This window comes from Maribacter stanieri, from assembly GCF_900112245.1.
In the GTDB taxonomy this organism is placed as follows: Bacteria; Bacteroidota; Bacteroidia; order Flavobacteriales; family Flavobacteriaceae; genus Maribacter; species Maribacter stanieri.
In genome coordinates this window covers 1,224,673-1,246,182 of the sequence record NZ_FOYX01000001.1, presented here as the reverse complement: position 1 = coordinate 1,246,182, position 21,510 = coordinate 1,224,673, and the positions used below count along the sequence as shown (strand labels likewise).

The window sequence follows — 21,510 nt, the reverse complement described above, 5'->3', positions numbered from 1 at the left end:
TATGTGCAATACACACCACTCCCCATTTAAAGGTCTTCAACATGAAGGTCATGATGATGAACATAAAACATGGAGCAGACGCTCTTTTTTACAAGCAATGGGAATTGCTGGATCAGGCTCAATGATGCTAGGTTCTAACATGTTATCAGCTTCTGCGCCATCACCACTATCGGCGGCTATCGCAGGTGCTGAAACAGACAATATTTTAATTCTAATTCGCCTTTCTGGAGGTAATGACGGACTAAGTACTGTTATTCCTATTGAACAATATGATAGTTATGCCAATGCCAGACCTAATATCTACATCCCAGAAAGTAAGGTTTTAAAATTGACCGATGAGTTTGGGGTTCCATCTTACATGAATTCTTTAGCACCTATGTGGGAAGAAGGTCAATTTAAAGCGGTACACGGTGTAGGTTATGAAGGACAAAGTTTATCGCACTTTACAGGTTCAGATATTTTTGCCAATACAGATATAGAAACTACAGGATTTAGTGGTTTAAACACTGGCTGGATGGGTAGACATTTTGAAAATATGTACCCAGATTATTTGATAAATCCACCAGCGGCGCCTGCTGCCATTCAAATTGGTCAGTTTGGAAGTTTGGTATTTCAAGGAGATGAAACCAATTATGCATTTGTTACCTCAAACATTGATCAATTAGAGGAAATAGCGGAATCTGGAGTCGTTTACGGTTTAGAAGAGACCTTATTTAATGATTGTATGTATGGCGACCAACTTAAGTTTTTAAGAGGGGTTGCAAATACTACGTATGAATATTCTGGTGTAATACATGATGCTTACACACGTGGACAAAATCAAGTAGAATATCAAGAAAATAGCTTTGCACGTCAATTGGCACTTATTGCCAGATTGATAAAAGGAAATTTAGGGACAAAAGTCTTTATGATTTCTATGGGTGGTTTTGACACTCATGGTAATCAACCGCAAGCTCACGCTCAACTAATGACTAATTTATCTGTAGCGGTAAATAATTTCTATGAAGATTTAGCCTTTACCCAACAAGATGATAAAGTATTGAGTATGACTTTTTCAGAATTTGGTAGACGTATTTTCGAGAATGGATCAAATGGTACGGATCATGGTAAAGCTACGCCAACCTTATTTTTTGGATCCGGTTTAAATGGTAGTGCCTTTGTTGGCGACCACCCAACACTAGATGACCCAGATGGTAGAGGTAATTTAGAATACACAATGGATTTTAGAGATCTCTATGCTACTGTTCTTGCAGAATGGCTTTGTGTAGATGTACCCTTGGTAGAAGCACATTTATTGAATTATAAACCATATGTACCAGTAGATTTAGGTTTTAGCTGTAGTGGCGAAGCATTTCCAGATATAGTGTACAGTGATGGTGAGGTTACACCACCAGTACCACCTGGAGAAGAAGCTGAAACACCTTTTAATCCAGATTTATTGAATGCCGTTGTTCACAAACCATTTTATCCAACGGACAGTACACCACATATCTACTTAGAAATGCCATTTTCGGCACATGTAGACATTCAACTTTTTAATATTCTTGGTCAGAAACTAGGCACCGTTTTTAACGAAATGATGTTTGAAGGTTCTACCGAAATAAATATACGAGAGCGCATGCCCGAACAACTATCTACAGGAAAGTACATTTATCGTATTAATGTACAAAACCAAAAAATGAGTAAATCAGTGATGGTAGTTTAATCTGTTTCCCACTATGTAAAAAGCCCTATTCAATTAAATTGAATAGGGCTTTTTATTTTATGCCAATTTCGATTTGTTCATTTTGGACTCAAACCGCAACTCTTTTTTTACTCTATGGTTCTTGTCTTTGTAAAGCCGCACAACATCTTCTTTACTTGTTTGTGCATCTTCTATTCCTGCATTAAATTTCTCTAAGCTTTCATCAAGCTTTAACTTTCTTGAATTACCAACAGCCATAACATCTATGTTTTAGTTTATAAATAGGTATTTTCTTACATTATAACAGATTCTAAATGTTTTTAGTATAAAATATCCATGAACGACATAGTTAGACACGGTTATAATTTTCATCTAGTAGCTTACTACTAATCTTAAGTAATTAGTAATTCTCACTTCAAATTCAGTATTTTTGTAGCTTAATTTATTTTGATGTCCGATATTAAATCACCTTCTAGATATACGATTACTGCTGCATTACCATACACAAATGGCCCAATTCATATTGGTCATTTAGCCGGCGTTTACGTGCCAGCAGATATTTACGCTCGTTACCTAAGATTAACAGGTAAAGACGTTGCCTTTGTTTGTGGTAGCGATGAACATGGTGTTGCCATTTCAATGAAAGCAAAAAAAGAAGGCGTAACCCCTAAAGATATTATCGATAAATATCATGCAATTATTAAGCAGTCTTTTGTGGATTTCGGTATAACGTTCGACAATTATTCAAGAACCTCTGCACAAGTACATCATGATACGGCTTCAGAATTCTTTATAAATCTTTATGATAAAGGAGATTTTATTGAAGAAACTACGGCACAATTATATGATGAAGAAGCACAACAGTTTTTGGCTGACCGTTTTGTAATAGGCACATGCCCTAAATGTGGTAATGAAGAGGCGTACGGAGATCAATGTGAAAATTGTGGGTCTAGTTTAAATGCGACAGATTTAATAAATCCGAAATCAACTATAACCGGAACCGTACCAACAACTAAAGAAACAAAACACTGGTTTTTACCTTTAGATAGATATGAGGAATTTTTAACCGATTGGATTCTAAAAGGACATAAAGACGATTGGAAACCTAACGTTTACGGTCAATGTAAATCATGGATTGATGGCGGATTAGAACCAAGAGCTGTAACTAGGGATTTAGATTGGGGAATACCAGTACCTGTAGAGGGTGGCGAAGGCAAAGTATTATATGTTTGGTTCGATGCACCTATAGGTTATATTTCATCTACCAAAGAATGGGCAGCCCGCGAAGGAAAAGATTGGGAACCATACTGGAAAGACGAAAGCACAAAACTGGTTCATTTTATTGGTAAGGATAATATTGTTTTTCATTGTATTATATTTCCATCTATGCTGAAGGCAGAAGGAAGTTACATTTTACCAGAAAACGTACCGGCAAATGAGTTTTTAAACCTAGAAGGAAATAAACTATCTACATCTAAAAACTGGGCAGTTTGGTTACACGAGTATTTAGTGGATTTTCCAGAAATGCAAGATTCATTGCGTTATACCTTAACTGCAAATGCACCAGAAACCAAGGATAACGATTTTACTTGGAAAGATTTTCAAGCTAGAAATAATAATGAACTAGTAGCTATATTAGGTAATTTCATTAACCGAGTAGTTGTGTTAACTAATAAGTATTATGATGGAAAAGTACCTGCAGCAGGAACTTTATCTGATGTAGATACCGAAACATTAGAACAATTAGGCAAATACCCAGATATAATTTCCAGTTCTATTGAGCGCTATCGTTTTAGAGAAGCAGGTCAAGAATTAATGAATTTGGCTCGTTTAGGTAATAAATACTTAGCCGATGCAGAGCCATGGAAAGTGATAAAAGTAGATGAGGAACGTGTAAAAACGATTATGAACGTTGCTTTGCAAATAGCGGCAGGCTTAGCTGTTTTAAGTGAGCCTTTCTTACCATTTACATCTAGTAAACTTAAAAATATATTAAACATAGCGCAAAGCGCAGACAAAGGTTTTGATTGGAACGATGTTGCAACAAATAGCAACTTACTAACTGCCGACCATCAAATAAATCAAGCAGAGCTATTATTTAGAAAAATTGAGGATAGTGAAATACAAACTCAATTAGATAAATTGGAAGCCACTAAAAAGGCTAATGAAAACGAAAATAAAAAACTAATGCCACAAAAGGATACCATTACATTCGACGATTTTTCTAAACTAGATATGCGTGTGGGTACTATTATAGAAGCCGAAAAAATGGCTAAGGCCAAAAAGCTTTTAGTTCTAAAAGTTGATACGGGCTTAGATGTTAGAACTATTGTATCTGGAATTGCGGAAAGTTTTACTCCGGAAGAAATTGTAGGCAAAAAAGTTACTGTACTTGTCAACCTAGCTCCTCGTGCACTTCGTGGTGTTGATAGTGAGGGCATGATTTTAATGACTGAAAATGCTGATGGAAAATTAGTGTTCGTTAATCCTGATGAAGATAGTGTTGGCAACGGGGAAGGAATAAACTAAATCCCCCTCTAAAAATATTACAATACACATGGCAAAATTGGACTCGGCCCAAATTGTTGGCTATATACTCAAGCACACCCAACTACCAGAGAAGGGAATTCAAAATACTATTGAGCTTTTAAATGCCGATTGTACCATACCTTTCATTTCTAGGTATCGTAAAGAAAGAACTGGTAATTTAGATGAAGTACAAGTTGGTGCTATCGTTCAATTTAAAGAACAGTTTGAAGCATTAGAAAAGAGAAAAAAAGCCATTATAAAGGCTGTTGACGAACAAGGCGTCTTAACGGCTGAGCTAAAACAAAAGTTCAATAATTCTGAAGATCTTACCCAGTTAGAAGATTTATACCTCCCATTCAAAAAAAGCAAAAAGACCAAAGCAGAGGTTGCGCGTAAAAATGGATTAGAGCCATTGGCAAAAATCATTATGGCGCAGCGCAATGATGACATAGAATTTACGGCATCTAAATACCTAAGCAAAGAGGTAGAAAATGAAGATGATGCCTTAGAAGGTGCTAGACACATTATTTCTGAATGGATTAATGAACGTACAGATGTAAGAAGTTCCATAAGATCACAATTAGCAAGATTTGCCATTATTAGTACAAAAGTAATAGGTACTAAAAAAGATGATGAAAAGGCACAGAAATTCCGCGATTATTTTGAGTGGAGCGAGCCTTTAAATAAATGTCCGTCTCACCGATTACTTGCCATTTTACGTGCCGAATCAGAAAAATTTATCCGGGTTAAAATTGAGCTAGACGACGAAAGATTATTGGATCGTATTGAAAATAGAATTATAAAATCTAATAATGCATGCGGAAAGCAAATTGAGTTAGCAATTGCAGACGCATACAAAAGACTATTGTTTCCTTCTTTATCTAACGAACTACTAAAAGCTGCCAAAGAAAAAGCAGATGATGATGCCATTGGTGTTTTCTCAAACAATTTAAGACAATTATTACTTGGAGCACCATTAGGTGAAAAGCGAATTCTTGCCATTGACCCTGGCTTTAGAACGGGTTGTAAGGTAGTTTGTTTGGATGCCCAAGGAAATTTAATACATAATGAAACTATATATCCACATGCACCACAAAATGATGTTGGCGGGGCTATAAAAAAATTAAGCTCATTAGCAAATGCTTATAAAATTGAAGCTATAGCTATTGGTAATGGAACGGCTTCAAGAGAAACAGAACAGATTGTAAAGAAAGTAATATTCAATACTCCTGTAGAAGTTTTTATTGTGAGTGAAGCAGGAGCTTCTATCTATTCAGCATCAAAAATAGCTAGGGATGAATTTCCTAATTACGATGTAACAGTACGTGGTGCAGTTTCTATTGGTCGACGCTTGGCTGACCCACTTGCAGAACTAGTGAAAATTGACCCAAAATCTATTGGTGTTGGGCAGTACCAACATGATGTCGACCAAACCAAATTGAAAACTTCACTAGATACCGTTGTTGAAAGTTGTGTAAATTCCGTTGGCGTAAATATTAATACCGCTAGTGTTCCCCTGTTAAGTTACGTTTCTGGTATTGGTCCAAAATTAGCGGAAAATATAGTTGCCCAAAGAAAAGAAAAAGGTGCATTTAAAAGTAGAAAAGAAATAATGGATGTACCTCGTTTAGGCGGAAAAGCATATGAACAAGGGGCGGCTTTTTTACGTATTAAAGATGCTGAAAATCCGTTAGATGATTCTGCCGTACACCCAGAAAGTTATGGTATTGTCAAGCAAATGGCGAAAGATACTGGCACAGAAATTCTATCTTTGATAGGTAATAAGACTGTCCTTAAAGAGATAGAATTACAGAAGTATTGTACAACAGATGTTGGTTTGCCCACTCTAGAAGACATACGTGCAGAACTTGAAAAACCAGGATTAGACCGTCGTGAAAAAGCCAAGGTTTTCACATTTGACCAAAACATTAAATCTATTACCGACTTACATAGTGGGCAGTTATTACCTGGTATTGTAAACAATATTACCAATTTTGGATGCTTTGTAGATATAGGTATTAAAGAAAGCGGATTAATTCATGTATCTAACCTATCAGATTCTTTTGTAAAAGATGTAAATGAACATGTGCATCTTCATCAACAAATTATTGTAAAAGTTTTAGAAGTTGATGTTTCCCGAAAGAGAATTCAATTGAAACTACATAAATAATTCAGGTGATGCTAAAAATAGCCTATCATCCTATATATAAACATCCATTACCAGAAGGGCATCGTTTCCCGATGATGAAGTATGAATTGTTACCACAGCAATTAATACATGAAGGCACTTGTACAGAAGCCAATTTTTTTGAGCCTGAGATCCCCAATGATAAACATATAGTAGCAGTTCATGACCCTGAATATTTCTACGATTTGTTGAATATCATGATTTCGCCAAAAATGGCTCGAAAAATAGGTTTTCCACTTTCAGAAGATTTAGTTGAACGAGAGCGTATAATTGCAGATGGAACCATAAAAGGATCTGAATACGCTTTAGAGTATGGTATTTCTATGAATATTGCCGGAGGAACTCACCATGCATATAGTGACCATGGTGAAGCTTTTTGCATGCTAAACGACCAAGCCATTGGCGCAAAATACTTAATAAACAAAGGACTCGCTAAAAAAGTGCTTATTGTTGATTTAGACGTACACCAAGGTAATGGCACCGCAGAAATTTTTAAAAATGATGATTCTGTATTTACATTTTCAATGCATGGAGCAGGTAATTACCCATTTAAAAAGGAACAGTCAGATTTGGATATACCTTTACCCAAAGGAACCGATGACGCCATCTATCTATCCATTTTAAAAGATAACTTACCTAAATTAATAGAGAACCTACAGCCAGATTTCATCTTTTATTTATGTGGCGTTGATGTTCTTGAAAGTGATAAATTAGGTACACTTAGCCTCACTTTAAATGGATGTAAAAAACGTGATGAATTTGTACTAAATACCTGTAAAGAACATTCTATACCTGTACAATGCAGTATGGGCGGTGGTTATTCGGCAGATATAAAGGTTATTGTAGAAGCGCATTCAAATACATTTAGACTTGCTCAATCTGTTTATTTTTAATTACCCATTGAAAATAATAGTAGTTATTGGTTCGTTAAACAATAAATGGTTCTTAATGCATATAAAGTATCCCCTATTATTAATTTTATTGGTTTTCATCAATAAAAGTATGGCTCAAGAAGAATTTGCCAAAATAAATAATGTTTATGAAAATAGAATCATTACTCCGGACGAAGTACTACCCTTAGTAGATGAAACGCAAAACAGATTTGCTCTCATTTTTTTACGCGGAAAAGTAATTGACGGTTATTTATTTGATGAATCAAATGAAATTATTGCCGAGCTAAATTTTCAAGATAAGGCAAGAGCGTTCAAACAAGTATTGGGACAAACCATTTTAAAAAATCAAGATTTTGTTGTCTATTTGACTACTAAAAACCGACGTAAATTTGCATCTTCACATTTTTCATTTGAGAAGAATATAGTTGAATTTAATGAAATAGACCTAGACCTAGGCTATGAAGAAATAATACAAACTGCAGAATACAATAATAAATTTCATGTTCTTACAATTCTTCCTAATACAGCAATAATTAACATATACCGTTTCAACAATCAAACAGATTTTACTAAACATTCTATAGACTTCTCCCACCATTCATTTTTAAACAAAAAACAGAAGGTTAAAGATTTATATGACATGATGACCATAAATACTGGACTGTATGGTTTAGATAAGTCTGTTGATATAGTGAAGATTGAAAAAGAAAATCCAACAACGCTAGAAATTGCCTGTAATTCTACTAAAATTTATCAAAATGAAAATTTTATCACAATAACTTTTGACAGTAATAATGATATCACCCAAATAGTAGACATAGATTTAGAAAAATTAATAGGGTACGCCACAAGCTTTCAAAAAGCTATGGGGAATTGGAGTTATAAAGAAAAGACCAGCAACTCATTTGTGGATAAGGATATTTTGTATCAAATCGTAAGTACTAAAAGAGCCTTTCATTTGAGGGCTCTAAATTTTAGAACCGGAGAGTTAATTAATGAGTACAGTGCCCATGAGAACGAAAAGATTAAATTTAAAAATTCATCAATAATACAGACTGGCGGCACCTTTGATAACCACAGAACTTTTGAGTACACCGGCGTACTACTAAGAAAAATGAGTAGAGGTAAAGTAGGTATAGCTGTACAGAATCACGATAACCTTAAACAAATTTCATATGGTGGCGTAATTGAACGAAGCAGTAATGCAATGGCTATGATGCCAGGTTTCGGTATACCTATTGCTACCTTTGGCGCTGTAACTGTTTTCTTTAACCCTACTTTTTTTGCTTACCAGTCTTATACTGCTACAAAAGCTATTCAAGTAGATGCATTATTCAATTCAAATTTTGAACACCAAAATGGACAATTGAAAGAAAACCGCTTCGATTTGATAGAAGCGTTTGAAGTTGAACATAATATTTCCCCTAACGGTAGAACCGTTTTTAAAATGAATAATGCCTATATTCTTGGAAATTATGATGCCTATCATAAAACATATACATTACGTTCTTTTCAATAGAAACCTATATAATTACGATACATAATTCTCTTTTGAATTTAAAAATAATTGATACAGATTATTTTTAAATAACCGATAAGTTTAAATTTACCCCATGAAAAAGTTAATAACCCTCTTAGTTATAACCCTTTGTATTTCTTTAACTGCGCAAAATTCTAGTAAGGATTCTACCGAAACGCGTTGGGATATGGTTAAATACGATGTCGAAAATATGTTTAAGGGTGTAGGTTATTCATACGCCAGACCTTTACATTGGCAAGGAAAACAATGGGCTCAATTTGGTGCTGTCGTTGGTGGAACAGGTCTTGTTTATTTGGCAGATGACAATACTTCTAGGTTCATTAGAAACAATAGAGAAGGTATTCCAAAATTTATACGTGATTATGGTGAGTTTTATGGTAGTCCCGCAAATAATTATTTAGCCACATCAGGAGTGTATGCGGCGGGATTGATTACTAAAAATGAAAAACTAAGAAGAACAGGGGTATTATTAATTTCATCAGCAACATCTGCCGGACTTCTACAACAAGTCTTAAAATCTGTTGTAGGTAGAGCAAGACCATTAGCAGACTTAGGTAAAGATACTTTTGATCCATTTAACTCAAGTAGAAATTTTCATTCCTTTCCATCCGGACATGCTTTATTAGCTTTTACAAATGCATATGCCATTGGTAAGCAATTTAAAAATCCGTGGGTAAAAGCCGGTATTTATACTTTAGGAGCTATACCTGGTGTCTCTCGTGTATGGGATGGCCAACATTGGTTAAGCGATATGGTGTTTGCATTTGCCATTAGTATTGCAACTGTAGAATCTATTGATAGATATCTCGATAAAAAGTATGACGAAAAATACAATAACCAACAAAAAATGGTAAGTTGGAATTTAAATTTTGGCCCGGGTCAAATGGGAGTTACGGTAAATTTTTGATAGCGTTATGTAGTTATTTTTTAAAATTCATTAGCTAATGGATGTAGTTCTTAAAAAATAATTATAAACAATTATAAGTTTATTCTTACAACAAAATTACATTATTTCAGATGTTATTTCTTACATTTCACAACATATAATTACATAATCCCCTTATAATAATGTAATTAGCCTTTAAAATAAAAAAGGCTATGATATCAAACAAAACTTACATCTTATTTTTCCTACTTTTATTTACATATGTAAACACCTTCGCACAAGTAAAAATTGGAGACGATGTAAGCACAATTAATGCCACATCACTTTTAGAACTTGAAAGTACTTCTAAGGTACTAGTATTAACAAGGGTTACTAATGCTCAAATGTTGAGTATAATGCCTTTGAAAGGTGCCCTAGTTTATAATATAGATAGCAAATGCGTGCACTTATTTAATGGAACCCTATGGCAAAACATATGTAATAGTTCTAACAATGCAATTACAATTACTGATAATAATGATGGTTCTTACACCTTAACATCATCAGACGGCACAACGTTTACATCACCTAATTCTGAGAGTTTAAAGGGAGAAAATGGTAACGACGGACTAAGCGCATTTCAAATAGCCACAAACAACGGATTTTCAGGAACTGAAGCACAATGGCTAGCAAGCCTGCAAGGTACCGATGGAACTGATGGTGAGGACGGATCAAGTGCATTTCAAATAGCCACAAACAATGGATTCTCGGGAACAGAAGCACAATGGCTAGTAAGCCTGCAAGGTACCGATGGAACTGACGGTCAGGATGGCGATGACGGACTGAGTGCATTTCAAATAGCCACAAATAACGGATTCTCAGGAACCGAAGCACAATGGCTAGCAAGTCTGCAAGGTGCCGATGGAACTGACGGTCAAGATGGCGATGACGGAGCAACTGGTTCTGCTGGTACCGATGGAGACGATGGACTAAGCGCATTTCAAATAGCAACGAACAACGGATTTTCAGGAACCGAAGCACAATGGCTAGTAAGCCTGGAAGGTACCGATGGAACTAACGGTCAAGATGGCGATGACGGAGCAACTGGTTCTGCTGGCACCGATGGTGACGATGGACTAAGCGCTTTCCAAATAGCAACGAACAACGGATTCTCGGGAACTGAAGCACAATGGGTAGCAAGTCTGCAAGGTGATGATGGAGCTGATGGTAACGACGGACTAAGCGCATTTCAAATAGCCACAAATAACGGATTCTCAGGAACCGAAGCACAATGGATAGCGAGCCTGGAAGGTACCGATGGAACTAACGGTCAAGATGGTGATGACGGACTGAGTGCATTTCAAATAGCCACGAATAATGGATTCTCAGGAACCGAAGCACAATGGATAGCAAGCCTGGAAGGTACCGAAGGAACTGACGGTCAAGATGGCGATGACGGACTGAGTGCATTTCAAATAGCAACGAACAACGGATTTTCAGGAACCGAAGCACAATGGCTAGCAAGTCTGCAAGGTGATGATGGAGCTGATGGAGCTGATGGTAACGACGGACTAAGCGCATTTCAAATAGCCATAAATAACGGCTTCTCGGGAACCGAAGCACAATGGCTAGTAAGCCTGGAAGGTACCGATGGAACTGACGGTCAGGATGGCGATGACGGAGCAACTGGTTCTGCTGGCTCCGACGGAGACGATGGACTAAGCGCTTTCCAAATAGCAACGAATAACGGATTCTCGGGAACTGAAGCACAATGGCTAGCAAGTCTGCAAGGTGATGATGGAGCAGATGGAATAGATGGAACTACAGCTATAGTTCAAAATCTAGACAGTCCCACTACTGATACGACTTTAAGCACTTCAGCACTTGCTTCATACTTAAAAACAGAAATTCTAACTCAAGCAAGTGCATTTAGTACTTCTGACATTCTTGGCCACGACGCTGTTGATTTAAGTATAGTGGCTCATACTTTTAATCCCGTAATAAGTAATATATCCGGAGCAAAATATGTAGGAGAAATACAATGGGAAATTTTAGAAACTGTAGGGATATTCAAGAATAGGTTTGCTATTTATGTAAACGGGACAAGAGTAACTCCTGTTTTAAATATATGGCCCAATGTTATCAACCTTACTTCAGCCCCAACTAATAGATTCTTTGAATATACAAGTACCGGTAGCGACGTAATAGAATTAAGAATGTCTAGAAGTCTATTATCAACTGGTGTATTACATGTATTAAATGCAGAATTGAAACTAAGAAGATCATTATAGGTCGATACAAATTGACATTCCATTTTATGAAACAGAAAAAATACACCTATACCATTCTAATACTACTCTTTCTTACAGGGTCAAATCTGTATAGTCAAAAAATGAAAAATTATGGGGACTTAGAAGTTCATACTGACGGTCAAATCGGACTTTACAATTCATTGGAAAATGATGGATATTTTTTTAGTAATAGTGGTTTAGTAGGTTTTTATGGCGAAACTTATTTTAATGTTTCTGGAGTTATTACACCAAAATTATATGATTTAGAAATTGCAAATGCCAGTAATATTTTTCTAAATATTCCGATTGTGGTTAGCAATAATGCTAATTTTATTATCGGAGATTTACAAACCTCTAAAGTGGAAAGTTCAAATCATTTAGATTTTACACCTACAGCTTTTTCAAATGGAGCATCTGATTTTTCTAAAGTAAATGGTTTTGTAAAAGCAGATGTCTCTGATCGATTTATGTTTCCTATTGGTGATGCTGATTATTTAAGACCCTTATCCGCAGAAACTACAGATATAAACTCAGAATTTACAGCCGGTTATCTTTTTGAGGATAGTACAAATACGTACCCTTTCAGCAACAATCAAGAAGTTGCTAATATAAATACCAACGAATACTGGATTTTAGAAGGATCAAATAAGGTTTCAATTACAATTAATTGGAACGACCGAAGTAGTATTGAAAGTATTACAGAGGATATTAATCAACTCAGAATCGTAGGTTTCGAAATTTCTACATCTGAATGGAAAAACCTTGGGGGAATTAGAAATACAGGTGATTTAGCAAGCGGTTTTTTAACTTCATCGTCGTTTATACCAGATGAATATGCAGCTATCACTTTTGGAGTATTACCAATAGATGAAGTTGAACAACCAAAACTTCCATTAGATGGATATCACTATATAATAAGTCCTAATGGAGATGGAATTAACGATTTCTTTGTAATTGAAGAACTCGCCGAATTTGAAAATAATGTGCTCCAAATTTATGATAGAAATGGATTACTTGTTTATGAAGCAGAAAATTATATTAATGAATTCAATGGAGAAACAGGAAAAAGTATTGCTGCTATAGATCGAGATTCAGGATTGGCTCAAGGAATATATTATTACATAGCAGCCGTTAATGGCGGTGAGTTTGTTTTACAAGGATACTTATATATTGACAGGTAAATAGTGTTGAAATCATAATTATTATGAATCTAACATATAAAGAGCAAACTTAATTTTCCAATATGGTACTTTTTCTTCAAAGAATTCAAAGTAGTCCTTTAAACCAGTTGCTTCGGTTAACTCTGATTTAGCCTTCTCTATTTCAGCTATTTCTGCAGCACTTACAAATTGATTTAAATCGAGATCCTCACCTTCAGCATGCTTTTTCATTAGGTGTCCGTAAATAGTATTTTCAGATAAATTTCGTTCAGTTGCTATTTCTGAAACCGTTGATCCTTTGCTAAACAGTTCAAACGTTTTATCATGGGTCGCTTTTTTTGATTTCTTCTTTGGAGCATGCTTAGCTATTTCATCAATAAAAATATCAGCATACTTTTCTAATTTAGCTTGCCCCACCCCAGAAACCTCCATAAATTCTGCTTTATTCTTCGGGAGTTTAACTTCCATATCTTTTAAACTTGCATCACCGAAAACCACATATGCTGGTACATTTTGCTCAGTTGCAATTTGTTGTCTTAACAAGCGAAGCTTTTCAAATAAATCTGTCTTTTTAGCTCGTGCTTTAGAGGCAACCTTTTTCTTTTCGGTTTCTTTCTGCAAGACAGCAAGCTCTATTTTTTTATTAGAAAACAGCACATCTTTTGCAAGTGCAGTTAACCCAAGTCGCGCTCCTTCTCTAAAGTTGATATCCAAAACCCCTTGATTCAGCAATTGAATTACATATTGCTGTAAGTCTAACCAAGAGATATCTTTTACCGCGCCATAAGTTTTTATGTTCTGATAGCCTTTCTCTAAAACGTGTGCATTCTGCGCACCCCTTAAAACATCGATCACCATACCCATCGGTTCTCGCTCTTTTAACCGAGCAACACCAGAGCATACTTTTTGCGCCAACAAGGTTGCGTCAAAATAAGCAGGGGGAGAATTACAGATATCACAATTACCACAACCTTCTGTTACTTGCTCTCCGAAGTAATTTAACAAAGCAATTCTGCGACAACTCAATGCCTCGGCGAATTGCTGCATACGCTCTAATTTTGCATATTCAACATCGGCATTTTCACTTTGGGTAATGAACCGACGTAATTGAGCCACATCGGCAAAACTGTAAAATAATAATGCATGAGCTGGGAGTCCGTCACGACCACCACGACCAATTTCTTGATAATATCCTTCTATATTCTTCGGAAGGTTATAATGAATAACCCAACGTACATTGCTTTTATCTATACCCATCCCAAAAGCAATGGTAGCAGCAATAATTGGCACTTTATCAGTAATAAATTCTTCTTGCACACTAGAACGCTCATCAGATGACATACCCGCATGATACGCTTTTGCCTTAAAACCTGCATTCTTTAATTTTTCAGCAATAGACTCTGTGCTCTTACGACTTAAACAGTAAATAATACCGCTTTCAAAAGGTCGGTCATCTAAAAAATCTAAAATGTGCTTTATACGATCTTGAGCAGGTTTAACATCCAAGTATAGGTTAGGTCTATTAAAAGATGCTAAATGACGCTCTGCGTGAGGTATTCTTAATTGATCAACAATATCGTCTTGCGTTGTTTTATCGGCAGTCGCAGTAAGAGCCATTACCGGGATATTGGGAAACCTTCTTTTTAACCCACCTAATTGTGTATATGCAGTTCTAAAATCGTGTCCCCATGAAGAAATACAATGAGCCTCATCTACAGCAAAAAGACTAATATTCAGATTTTCTAAAATTCCGTTGAAGAATCCAAGACTTTCTGGAGCCACATAGAATAGTTTTAACTCCCCTTTCTCTAACTTTTTAAGTATCTCTTGTTGGGTTTCTTGAGATTGCGAGCTATTGTAATATTCAGCTGCAATACCGTTCGCCTTTAAAACATCAACCTGATCTTTCATCAAAGCAATTAGCGGAGAAATTACTATTGCAGTTCCTTCTAATGCCAATGCCGTTAATTGATAACAAAGAGACTTACCGCCACCAGTAGGCATAATTGCCAATACATCTTTTTTACCTAAAGCATCTTCAATAATTGATAATTGATTTGGCTTAAAAGAATCGTAACCAAAGTGCTTTTTTAATAAAGGGAGTAAATCTTGTTCTATTGAAATCATGTTATGCAAAAATAGTGTTTGAAATTGTCTTTACTCGGGATAATCTAAGAATGAAATTTTCAAGAGGCAGAAAGTTATTTACGAAATTCGTGTTTAAAATTAAACTGATTACTTTATCGTAAAGCCTCGTTAAAACGTTATTTACATTCAAATATCCATCCATCAGATAAATCCTCCCAATTAGGATTTACTGAATTCACCAATTCTTCTTTTCTTTTTCGATTCCCCGATTTAATTTGTTTTTCCCTTTCAATTGCCAAATTAACATCAAAAAACTCTTCATAATACACTAAAAAATTACAATTATATTTGGAAGTAAATCCTATAAAGTACTTGGTTTTATGTTGGTAAACTCGCCTCAACAAATTACTTGTTATACCAGTATAAATAACTGTATGATTTTTATTCGTCATGAAATAAATATATGAAGTTTTCATTTCGATTTAATTAAAATTGACGTCATTGCGAGGCACGAAGCAATCTACCAATTCGTGTTCCAAACTTACAGATCACTTCGTCGTTCCTCCTCGTGAAGACGTTCACGTTATTTACCCAACATCAATAACTCGTTACATCTAACTTCGGTAATGTATCTTTTTTCACCTTCTTTGGTTTCATAAGAACGATGGGTAAGTTTACCTTCTACGGCTACTTGTTTTCCTTTAGTTAAAAAGTTCTCTACTATCTCTGCCGTTTTACCCCAAGCAACCACATTATGCCATTGGGTATCATCTACTTTTTCTCCTTTAGCATTTTTATAACTATCGGTAGTGGCAATGGAAAATTTTGCCAATTTGGTACCACCTTCTAGATTAATAATTTCTGGGTCTTGCCCCAAGTTTCCAATTAACTGTACTTTGTTTTTTAATGCGTTCATCTTATTATTATTAATGGTTTAACAGTTTATACTATCAAGCCTTATTGACTCGACACTGCAAACCTAGAACAGCATTGAAACTTTAATCGGGTTATAAACACTTACTATCGTTTGTAATCGTTTACAGTCGTTTGAAAACTTTTATAATATTGATTTAAATATAGTTACCTACAATTATTAAACTTAATAGAAAAGGAAAATTGAGAAATAAGCATCAAATAATAACGAATAATCGATATCCTAAAGGCATTAAAAAAATAAGATTCTATTTTTTCCGATACAACCACCAGTTCATATCTCTGGTTAATTGAAATCCTAATTTCTCATAAAGAGGAATAGCAAGGTTTCCTTTATTGGTATGCAAAATGGGTGTTTTATGCGCTTTTAAAATTTGTTTTGTAGTATGTGCAATTAGCTGTTTTGCCAATCCTTTTCGTGTATAATCAGGGTGTGTAACTACTGCACTAACTTCTATAAAAAGATTAGTTTGCATTCGTTGACCGGTTATTGAAACTAATTTGCCTTCTTTAAATATACCATAGTAATTCCCCATTTCAAAAGTTCTTCTTCTATAATAACCAGGCATTACTAACTGGACTAAATTATATATTTCATCAATATACTCATCGCCTAAAAGCACAATCTCTTCGGTTATCGACACCTCTGGTAGTTCATTTAAAACCATTTGACAACCATCAATCTTTTTCTCTAACACAATTCTAGCTGCGTCTATTTTCGGAGTTTGATTCTCTGAAACAAAGAAAAAACTACCTGTAGTTTTTGAATATTTGTTCGCAGCTACAATCGTTTTTGAATCATCAAAAAAGGACCCAAAAGTACATACCTCTTGATCATAAAACTGAACACCATCAAATTCCACAGCAAACCTTTTATGAGTTTCATTTAAGGAATACCAAACCGGATTATTAAGTTGTTCTTCTAAGTCTGCCATTAGCGTAAATTATAAAACGTAAAATTAAATAAACAACAATTGAAATATTCAAGTTCCACCAATATCTTTTCATACTCGGTTATATAAATAATAACAAAATTTAGCAATTGGTTGTACCTGTAAGTAGGCAAAAGAAATATTTTTTACCTACCTTAAAAGCTTATAAAAATGAACAAACTAAATGGAAGAAATTACATCTAAAGACCAATGCGTTACAGATACATTGTAGCAAACAACGGTCATTAAAAATTAAAGGAAACTTACAAATACAATTGGCATCTGGCGAGATTGTTACAAAAGAGGGCACTACAGGATTTTGTAGATGTGGAGTTTCTGACAACAAACCATTCTGTGATGGATTTCATAGAAAGATAGAATATACTGGATAAACAAAACAACCTTACCTACCAATGGAATTAGCAATACATAATTGGATGCGTGCAGAATCTTTAGAGCACACACTAAGCAGAATCAACAAATTAGATTACACTCATTTAGAAATACAAGGTGCTCCTGAGAGTTATGATATAAAAAAGACTCAATTACTCTTAGACTTATACGGTATAAAATGTTGGGGATCTGTAACCTTAATGTTAGAACAGCGAAACTTACTTGCTAAAGACCCTGCTCAACGTAAAATGTCTGTGCAATATGTAAAAGACGTTGCTAAAATGGTTTATGAATTGGGTGGTAAAGTCATTTCATTAGTACCAGCAACGGTAGGTAAAATTGTACCCGATGCCAGACCCGACGAAGAATGGGAATGGGCTGTTGAAGGTATCCAAGAAATTTATAAGTATACGGAAGACCATGGGCTGAAAATTGGTATTGAACCCATCAACCGTTTTGAAACATATTTTATAAATAGAGGGGAACAAGCTTTGGCATTAGCCGAAGCTGTTGGTCCTAATTGTGGAGTTTGTTTAGATACGTTTCATATGAACCTAGAAGAGGAAAATATGTTCAAAACGATGAAGAAAGTCGGCAAGCGATTGGTAAATTTTCATGTTGCGGACAATAACAGAATGGCACCTGGCATGGGCCACCTCAACTGGACTAAAATTATTGACACTCTTAAAGAAATTGAGTATAACAAAGTATTATCGGTAGAGTTTTGCGCTCCATTAGACCGTACCCCTGCAAATCTATATCCAAACTCAATTGAAACCAATCCGGAAGGACTGACCGCTGAACAAAAGAAATTCTTGGAAGACCATGGTAGTTCTGCTACTACCGATGAGTTTTATACCATGCTTACCAAAAAATCAATAGACACCTTAAAAGACCTTATCAAATGAAAATTACCAATATAGAAGCCTTTTGGTTACGCTGCCCTATACCAAAAGAAAAACAACATTTTTCAGATTACGGTCTATTAACAAACTTTGATATGACATTGGTCGTTGTAACAACCGATACCGGGTTACAAGGTTTTGGCGAAGCAAAAGCCGCAGTAGGTTCTTCTGGATCCTGCGCCTCTATTGTGAGTTGCATCGAAAATGAATTAAAGCCACAATTAATTGGTAAAGATGCCCGTAATATTTCTCGTATTTGGGAGCATGTTTACAATGGTACCAGAGACCACTATTCACTTTCTAGAGGGCGTAAATTTCCAATTTTAGGAAGAAGAGGATTAACCATTTCTGCCATGAGTGGTATTGATACTGCCCTTTGGGATATTAAAGGAAAAACTTTAGGTGCTCCTGTCGTTGAATTGTTAGGTGGAAGCTGTCGCGATAAAATGCCTGCATATGCAAGTGGTGGTTGGGCAAAAGCCGATGCTATTGGCGAACAATTAGTAGGCTACACGAAAAAAGGATTTGGCGGAGTAAAAATGCGCGTTGGTATTATGGACCAAACCGTTGCCGAAAGTATAAAACGGGTAAAGGCAGCACGAGAAGCATTGCCAGACCATATAAAATTAATGACCGATGCCCATGGAACGTTTAGTGTACCGGAAGCCAAACAATTTACCAAAGGCGTAGAAGATTGTAATCTATACTGGTTTGAAGAACCTATAAGTCCCGATAATAAAATTGGCACTGCAGAAGTTCGTGCAAACACCTTTATACCAATTGCTGCAGGCGAAAGCGAATACACAGCTTTTGATGTTCGGGATTTAATTGCAGAACGTGCCTTAGATGTTTTACAACCAGATTGTGCTATAATTGGAGGTATTACCGAAGCCATGCGTGTATCACAATTAGCTCATACTTATCAATTAGAATTGGCACCACATTGTTGGGGGTCTGCATTTTCTTTTATGGCGGGACTCTCTGTTGCATTCGCTTCTCCTTCAGCAAATGTTATTGAATTTTCATTGGGCGGTAATCCTATGATGTACGATTTGGTGGAAGAAGACATTACAGTGGATAAGGAAGGAATGCTTATAGCTCCAGATAGACCAGGTTTGGGCTTAACACCTAATTGGGATTTTGTAAAAGACTTTAAACAATAAATTATGGCAAAGGCAGTACATATTAACCACGTTGCGTTAGTGGTAAGCAACTTAGAAGAAGCGTGCAAATTTTACGAAGAAGAACTGGGTTTAGAAGCCATACCCGCATTCTTGTTCGATTACCCAACTGCATTTTTTAAATTCAACGAAGAGCAACAATTACACTTAACGGAGTGGGAAGATTCATATTCATTTAGAGGTCATATCTGTGTTCAAGTAGATGATATTAACACATTGTTCTTTCGGATGAAGGAACTGGGTGTTATTGATATTAAACCATGGGGAAATGTGCGTCAATTACCCGATGGTGCCATTCAAATGTTTGTTCGTGACCCATCAGGTAATTTGGTAGAACTTTCTTCTGTACCCGGGGATTATATTGACCCGAAGATTTTTGAAGACGAATTGTACAAAGAAGGAATCTATGTCTCTGGGCGAAATGATTTCCGAGGGTATAAATCTAAAGACGCAACCCTTTACCACAAATCCGATGAATAAGAACATCCTTTTACTAGAAACGGTTGCCGATGATGCGATGCAAATGTTAGAGAATGCTACGGATATGAACATTCTAACCGCTTATGATGAAGCATCACTGAATCATCAGCTAGAAAACTATGCTATTGATGCTATCATTACACGAGGTAAAGGTCAGGTTCGTGAATCGTTAATGGAACAATTGCCCAACTTAAAAGTTATTTCGCGTTGCGGAGTTGGACTAGATAATATTGATGTGTCTTCGGCTACAAAAAAAGGGATTAAAGTGGTGAATGCGCCAAATTCCAATGCCGATACTATTGCAGAACATACCATTGCCCTATTACTAATGCTTCAACGGAATTTGTACAATGCGGTAAGCATGGTAAAAGATAACAGATGGGTGGACAGAGGTTCGTACATAGGAGATGAATCTCACGGTAAAACATTAGGTATTATCGGGATGGGAAACATAGGTAAAAAAGTTGCAAAGATTGCCACTGCTTTAGGTATGCATGTTGTGTACTGGAGTTCTAAAAAAGAAGATGTCCCCTACTCCTTTGTAGAATTTAACCAGCTTTTAAATACATCGGATAGTATTAGTTTACATCTTCCGTTGACTTCAAAAACAGAAAACCTCATCAATGCTTCGGCATTTTCAAAAATGAAACCGTCCGCATTACTTATCAATACGGCAAGAGGCGGAATTATTGACCAAAAAGAATTGTTGATTGCTTTAAATGACAAGAAAATAGCAGGTTTCGCAGCAGATGTATTAGCGCAAGAACCTCCCAATGAAAACGACCCGTTACTTCAATTAGATAATGTTTTGGTTACTGCTCATTTGGGAAGCTTAACTAAAACCACCTACACAAAAATGTGTACTATGACAGTTGAAAATACACTCGCTATTCTACGAAATGAACAACCAATGGCAAATTGTATTTTTAATCGAAAAGAACTAGGGATAAGCTAAAGCATAGTACCATGAAACAGAATGAACCCATTATTGTAGAGCAACTATTAAATGCATCAATTGAACAAGTCTGGGAAGCATTGACCAATGTAGTACACATGCGTAAATGGTATTTTGATGTTATTCCAAATTTTGAGCCAAAAGTTGGATTTAAAACTCAATTTCTAGTAAGTTCCGGTGAACATAATTTTACACATAATTGGAGCGTTACGGAAGTAGTTCCCAATTTAAAAATTTGCTATCACTGGACCTTCAATGAATACCCTGGAGAGAGTATTTCTACCTTTGAAATATCAAAAAAAGAGGAACAAACCCTTCTAACGGTTAAAAGTGAAATCATAACAGATTTTCCAACCGATATCCCAGAATTTAAAAGAGAAAGTGGTGCAGCTGGTTGGGAATATTTAATTAAGGAAAGTCTTCCTAAATTCATAGAGAAATCCATTAACTTTTAACATCCTTCTTACGACCTTAAATTAGTACCTTAGTTCAT

General features: G+C 35.8%; 19 protein-coding genes. 14 read left to right on the top strand and 5 right to left on the bottom strand.

The features are described 5' to 3' along the window. Window position 1 precedes the first annotated feature (1 nt). Window positions 2-1,705: a DUF1501 domain-containing protein gene (locus BM296_RS05405; protein WP_091901962.1), complete on the top strand. Its 1,704-nt coding sequence runs from the start codon at window positions 2-4 to the stop codon at window positions 1,703-1,705. A 57-nt stretch (window positions 1,706-1,762) separates the two neighbouring features. Here BM296_RS05405 and BM296_RS05400 read toward each other — a convergent pair whose 3' ends face one another. After that, window positions 1,763-1,942, bottom strand: coding sequence for a hypothetical protein (locus tag BM296_RS05400; RefSeq protein WP_027065197.1), 180 nt, complete (start codon window positions 1,940-1,942; stop codon window positions 1,763-1,765). Between the two features lie 192 nt (window positions 1,943-2,134). On the opposite strand from BM296_RS05400, the gene metG reads away from it, so the two are divergent. The 7 genes from metG (at window position 2,135) to BM296_RS05365 (ending at window position 13,171) form a co-directional block, all read left to right on the top strand. Continuing rightward, window positions 2,135-4,213 (top strand): methionine--tRNA ligase, encoded by a 2,079-nt coding sequence (gene metG / locus BM296_RS05395; RefSeq protein ID WP_036145745.1) that lies wholly within the window; start codon window positions 2,135-2,137, stop codon window positions 4,211-4,213. 28 nt (window positions 4,214-4,241) lie between these two features. Next, the gene (locus BM296_RS05390; protein WP_036145746.1) at window positions 4,242-6,383 is read left to right on the top strand and encodes a Tex family protein; all 2,142 of its coding nucleotides are present in this window, start codon (window positions 4,242-4,244) and stop codon (window positions 6,381-6,383) included. 8 nt (window positions 6,384-6,391) lie between these two features. Further along, on the top strand, window positions 6,392-7,294 hold the full coding sequence (locus BM296_RS05385) for a histone deacetylase family protein (RefSeq protein WP_027065200.1): 903 nt from the start codon (window positions 6,392-6,394) through the stop codon (window positions 7,292-7,294). 55 nt (window positions 7,295-7,349) lie between these two features. Then, window positions 7,350-8,813 carry a hypothetical protein gene (locus BM296_RS05380; protein ID WP_218157863.1) on the top strand — a complete coding sequence of 488 codons (1,464 nt, stop codon included), beginning with the start codon at window positions 7,350-7,352 and terminating at the stop codon, window positions 8,811-8,813. A gap of 94 nt (window positions 8,814-8,907) precedes the next feature. Beyond that, window positions 8,908-9,741 (top strand): phosphatase PAP2 family protein, encoded by an 834-nt coding sequence (locus BM296_RS05375; RefSeq protein ID WP_027065202.1) that lies wholly within the window; start codon window positions 8,908-8,910, stop codon window positions 9,739-9,741. Window positions 9,742-9,932: 191 nt separating this feature from the next. Then, window positions 9,933-11,990 (top strand): phage tail-like protein, encoded by a 2,058-nt coding sequence (locus BM296_RS05370; RefSeq protein WP_091901959.1) that lies wholly within the window; start codon window positions 9,933-9,935, stop codon window positions 11,988-11,990. A 26-nt stretch (window positions 11,991-12,016) separates the two neighbouring features. Then, complete coding sequence (locus BM296_RS05365) at window positions 12,017-13,171, top strand: T9SS type B sorting domain-containing protein (RefSeq protein WP_036145748.1); 1,155 nt, start codon at window positions 12,017-12,019, stop codon at window positions 13,169-13,171. Between the two features lie 21 nt (window positions 13,172-13,192). Here the strand turns inward: BM296_RS05365 and recQ are convergent, their stop codons facing one another. The 4 genes from recQ to BM296_RS05345 all read right to left on the bottom strand — a co-directional run bounded on the left by recQ (window position 13,193) and on the right by BM296_RS05345 (window position 17,106). Continuing rightward, the gene (recQ, locus tag BM296_RS05360; RefSeq protein ID WP_027065206.1) at window positions 13,193-15,277 is read right to left on the bottom strand and encodes a DNA helicase RecQ; all 2,085 of its coding nucleotides are present in this window, start codon (window positions 15,275-15,277) and stop codon (window positions 13,193-13,195) included. Window positions 15,278-15,414: 137 nt separating this feature from the next. Further along, a complete protein-coding gene (locus tag BM296_RS05355; RefSeq protein ID WP_091901957.1) occupies window positions 15,415-15,714 on the bottom strand; it encodes a GIY-YIG nuclease family protein in 300 nt (99 codons plus the stop codon). 107 nt (window positions 15,715-15,821) lie between these two features. Further along, on the bottom strand, window positions 15,822-16,154 hold the full coding sequence (locus tag BM296_RS05350; RefSeq protein WP_027065208.1) for a single-stranded DNA-binding protein: 333 nt from the start codon (window positions 16,152-16,154) through the stop codon (window positions 15,822-15,824). Window positions 16,155-16,419: 265 nt separating this feature from the next. Then, complete coding sequence (locus BM296_RS05345; RefSeq protein ID WP_027065209.1) at window positions 16,420-17,106, bottom strand: GNAT family N-acetyltransferase; 687 nt, start codon at window positions 17,104-17,106, stop codon at window positions 16,420-16,422. A gap of 107 nt (window positions 17,107-17,213) precedes the next feature. Here BM296_RS05345 and BM296_RS19585 point away from each other — a divergent pair, with 107 nt between their 5' ends. The 6 genes from BM296_RS19585 to BM296_RS05315 are packed head-to-tail and all read left to right on the top strand — an operon-like array spanning window position 17,214 to window position 21,472. Then, window positions 17,214-17,495: a CDGSH iron-sulfur domain-containing protein gene (locus BM296_RS19585; RefSeq protein ID WP_036145751.1), complete on the top strand. Its 282-nt coding sequence runs from the start codon at window positions 17,214-17,216 to the stop codon at window positions 17,493-17,495. Window positions 17,496-17,516: 21 nt separating this feature from the next. Beyond that, the gene (locus BM296_RS05335) at window positions 17,517-18,404 is read left to right on the top strand and encodes a sugar phosphate isomerase/epimerase family protein (RefSeq protein WP_027065210.1); all 888 of its coding nucleotides are present in this window, start codon (window positions 17,517-17,519) and stop codon (window positions 18,402-18,404) included. Continuing rightward, window positions 18,401-19,564 carry a mandelate racemase/muconate lactonizing enzyme family protein gene (locus tag BM296_RS05330; RefSeq protein WP_091901956.1) on the top strand — a complete coding sequence of 388 codons (1,164 nt, stop codon included), beginning with the start codon at window positions 18,401-18,403 and terminating at the stop codon, window positions 19,562-19,564. Before BM296_RS05335 ends, BM296_RS05330 begins: the two co-directional genes overlap by 4 nt. 3 nt (window positions 19,565-19,567) lie before the next feature. Then, the gene (locus tag BM296_RS05325) at window positions 19,568-20,062 is read left to right on the top strand and encodes a VOC family protein (protein ID WP_027065212.1); all 495 of its coding nucleotides are present in this window, start codon (window positions 19,568-19,570) and stop codon (window positions 20,060-20,062) included. Next, window positions 20,055-21,017, top strand: coding sequence for a 2-hydroxyacid dehydrogenase (locus tag BM296_RS05320; RefSeq protein WP_027065213.1), 963 nt, complete (start codon window positions 20,055-20,057; stop codon window positions 21,015-21,017). The genes BM296_RS05325 and BM296_RS05320 overlap by 8 nt, the downstream gene beginning before the upstream one ends. A gap of 11 nt (window positions 21,018-21,028) precedes the next feature. After that, complete coding sequence (locus BM296_RS05315; RefSeq protein WP_027065214.1) at window positions 21,029-21,472, top strand: SRPBCC family protein; 444 nt, start codon at window positions 21,029-21,031, stop codon at window positions 21,470-21,472. Window positions 21,473-21,510 lie beyond the last annotated feature (38 nt).

Excerpts from the sequence above, each read along its gene's own strand:
- BM296_RS05365 (WP_036145748.1), top strand. The coding sequence starts at position 12,017 with ATGAAACAGAAAAAATACACCTATACCATTCTAATACTACTCTTTCTT.
- BM296_RS05375 (WP_027065202.1), top strand. The coding sequence starts at position 8,908 with ATGAAAAAGTTAATAACCCTCTTAGTTATAACCCTTTGTATTTCTTTA.
- BM296_RS05345 (WP_027065209.1), bottom strand. The coding sequence starts at position 17,106 with ATGGCAGACTTAGAAGAACAACTTAATAATCCGGTTTGGTATTCCTTA.
- BM296_RS05390 (WP_036145746.1), top strand. The coding sequence starts at position 4,242 with ATGGCAAAATTGGACTCGGCCCAAATTGTTGGCTATATACTCAAGCAC.
- BM296_RS05355 (WP_091901957.1), bottom strand. The coding sequence starts at position 15,714 with ATGAAAACTTCATATATTTATTTCATGACGAATAAAAATCATACAGTT.
- BM296_RS05330 (WP_091901956.1), top strand. The coding sequence starts at position 18,401 with ATGAAAATTACCAATATAGAAGCCTTTTGGTTACGCTGCCCTATACCA.
- BM296_RS05320 (WP_027065213.1), top strand. The coding sequence starts at position 20,055 with ATGAATAAGAACATCCTTTTACTAGAAACGGTTGCCGATGATGCGATG.
- BM296_RS05380 (WP_218157863.1), top strand. The coding sequence starts at position 7,350 with ATGCATATAAAGTATCCCCTATTATTAATTTTATTGGTTTTCATCAAT.
- BM296_RS05405 (WP_091901962.1), top strand. The coding sequence starts at position 2 with ATGTGCAATACACACCACTCCCCATTTAAAGGTCTTCAACATGAAGGT.
- BM296_RS05325 (WP_027065212.1), top strand. The coding sequence starts at position 19,568 with ATGGCAAAGGCAGTACATATTAACCACGTTGCGTTAGTGGTAAGCAAC.
- BM296_RS05385 (WP_027065200.1), top strand. The coding sequence starts at position 6,392 with ATGCTAAAAATAGCCTATCATCCTATATATAAACATCCATTACCAGAA.
- recQ (WP_027065206.1), bottom strand. The coding sequence starts at position 15,277 with ATGATTTCAATAGAACAAGATTTACTCCCTTTATTAAAAAAGCACTTT.
- BM296_RS05350 (WP_027065208.1), bottom strand. The coding sequence starts at position 16,154 with ATGAACGCATTAAAAAACAAAGTACAGTTAATTGGAAACTTGGGGCAA.
- BM296_RS05315 (WP_027065214.1), top strand. The coding sequence starts at position 21,029 with ATGAAACAGAATGAACCCATTATTGTAGAGCAACTATTAAATGCATCA.
- BM296_RS05400 (WP_027065197.1), bottom strand. The coding sequence starts at position 1,942 with ATGGCTGTTGGTAATTCAAGAAAGTTAAAGCTTGATGAAAGCTTAGAG.
- BM296_RS05370 (WP_091901959.1), top strand. The coding sequence starts at position 9,933 with ATGATATCAAACAAAACTTACATCTTATTTTTCCTACTTTTATTTACA.
- metG (WP_036145745.1), top strand. The coding sequence starts at position 2,135 with ATGTCCGATATTAAATCACCTTCTAGATATACGATTACTGCTGCATTA.
- BM296_RS05335 (WP_027065210.1), top strand. The coding sequence starts at position 17,517 with ATGGAATTAGCAATACATAATTGGATGCGTGCAGAATCTTTAGAGCAC.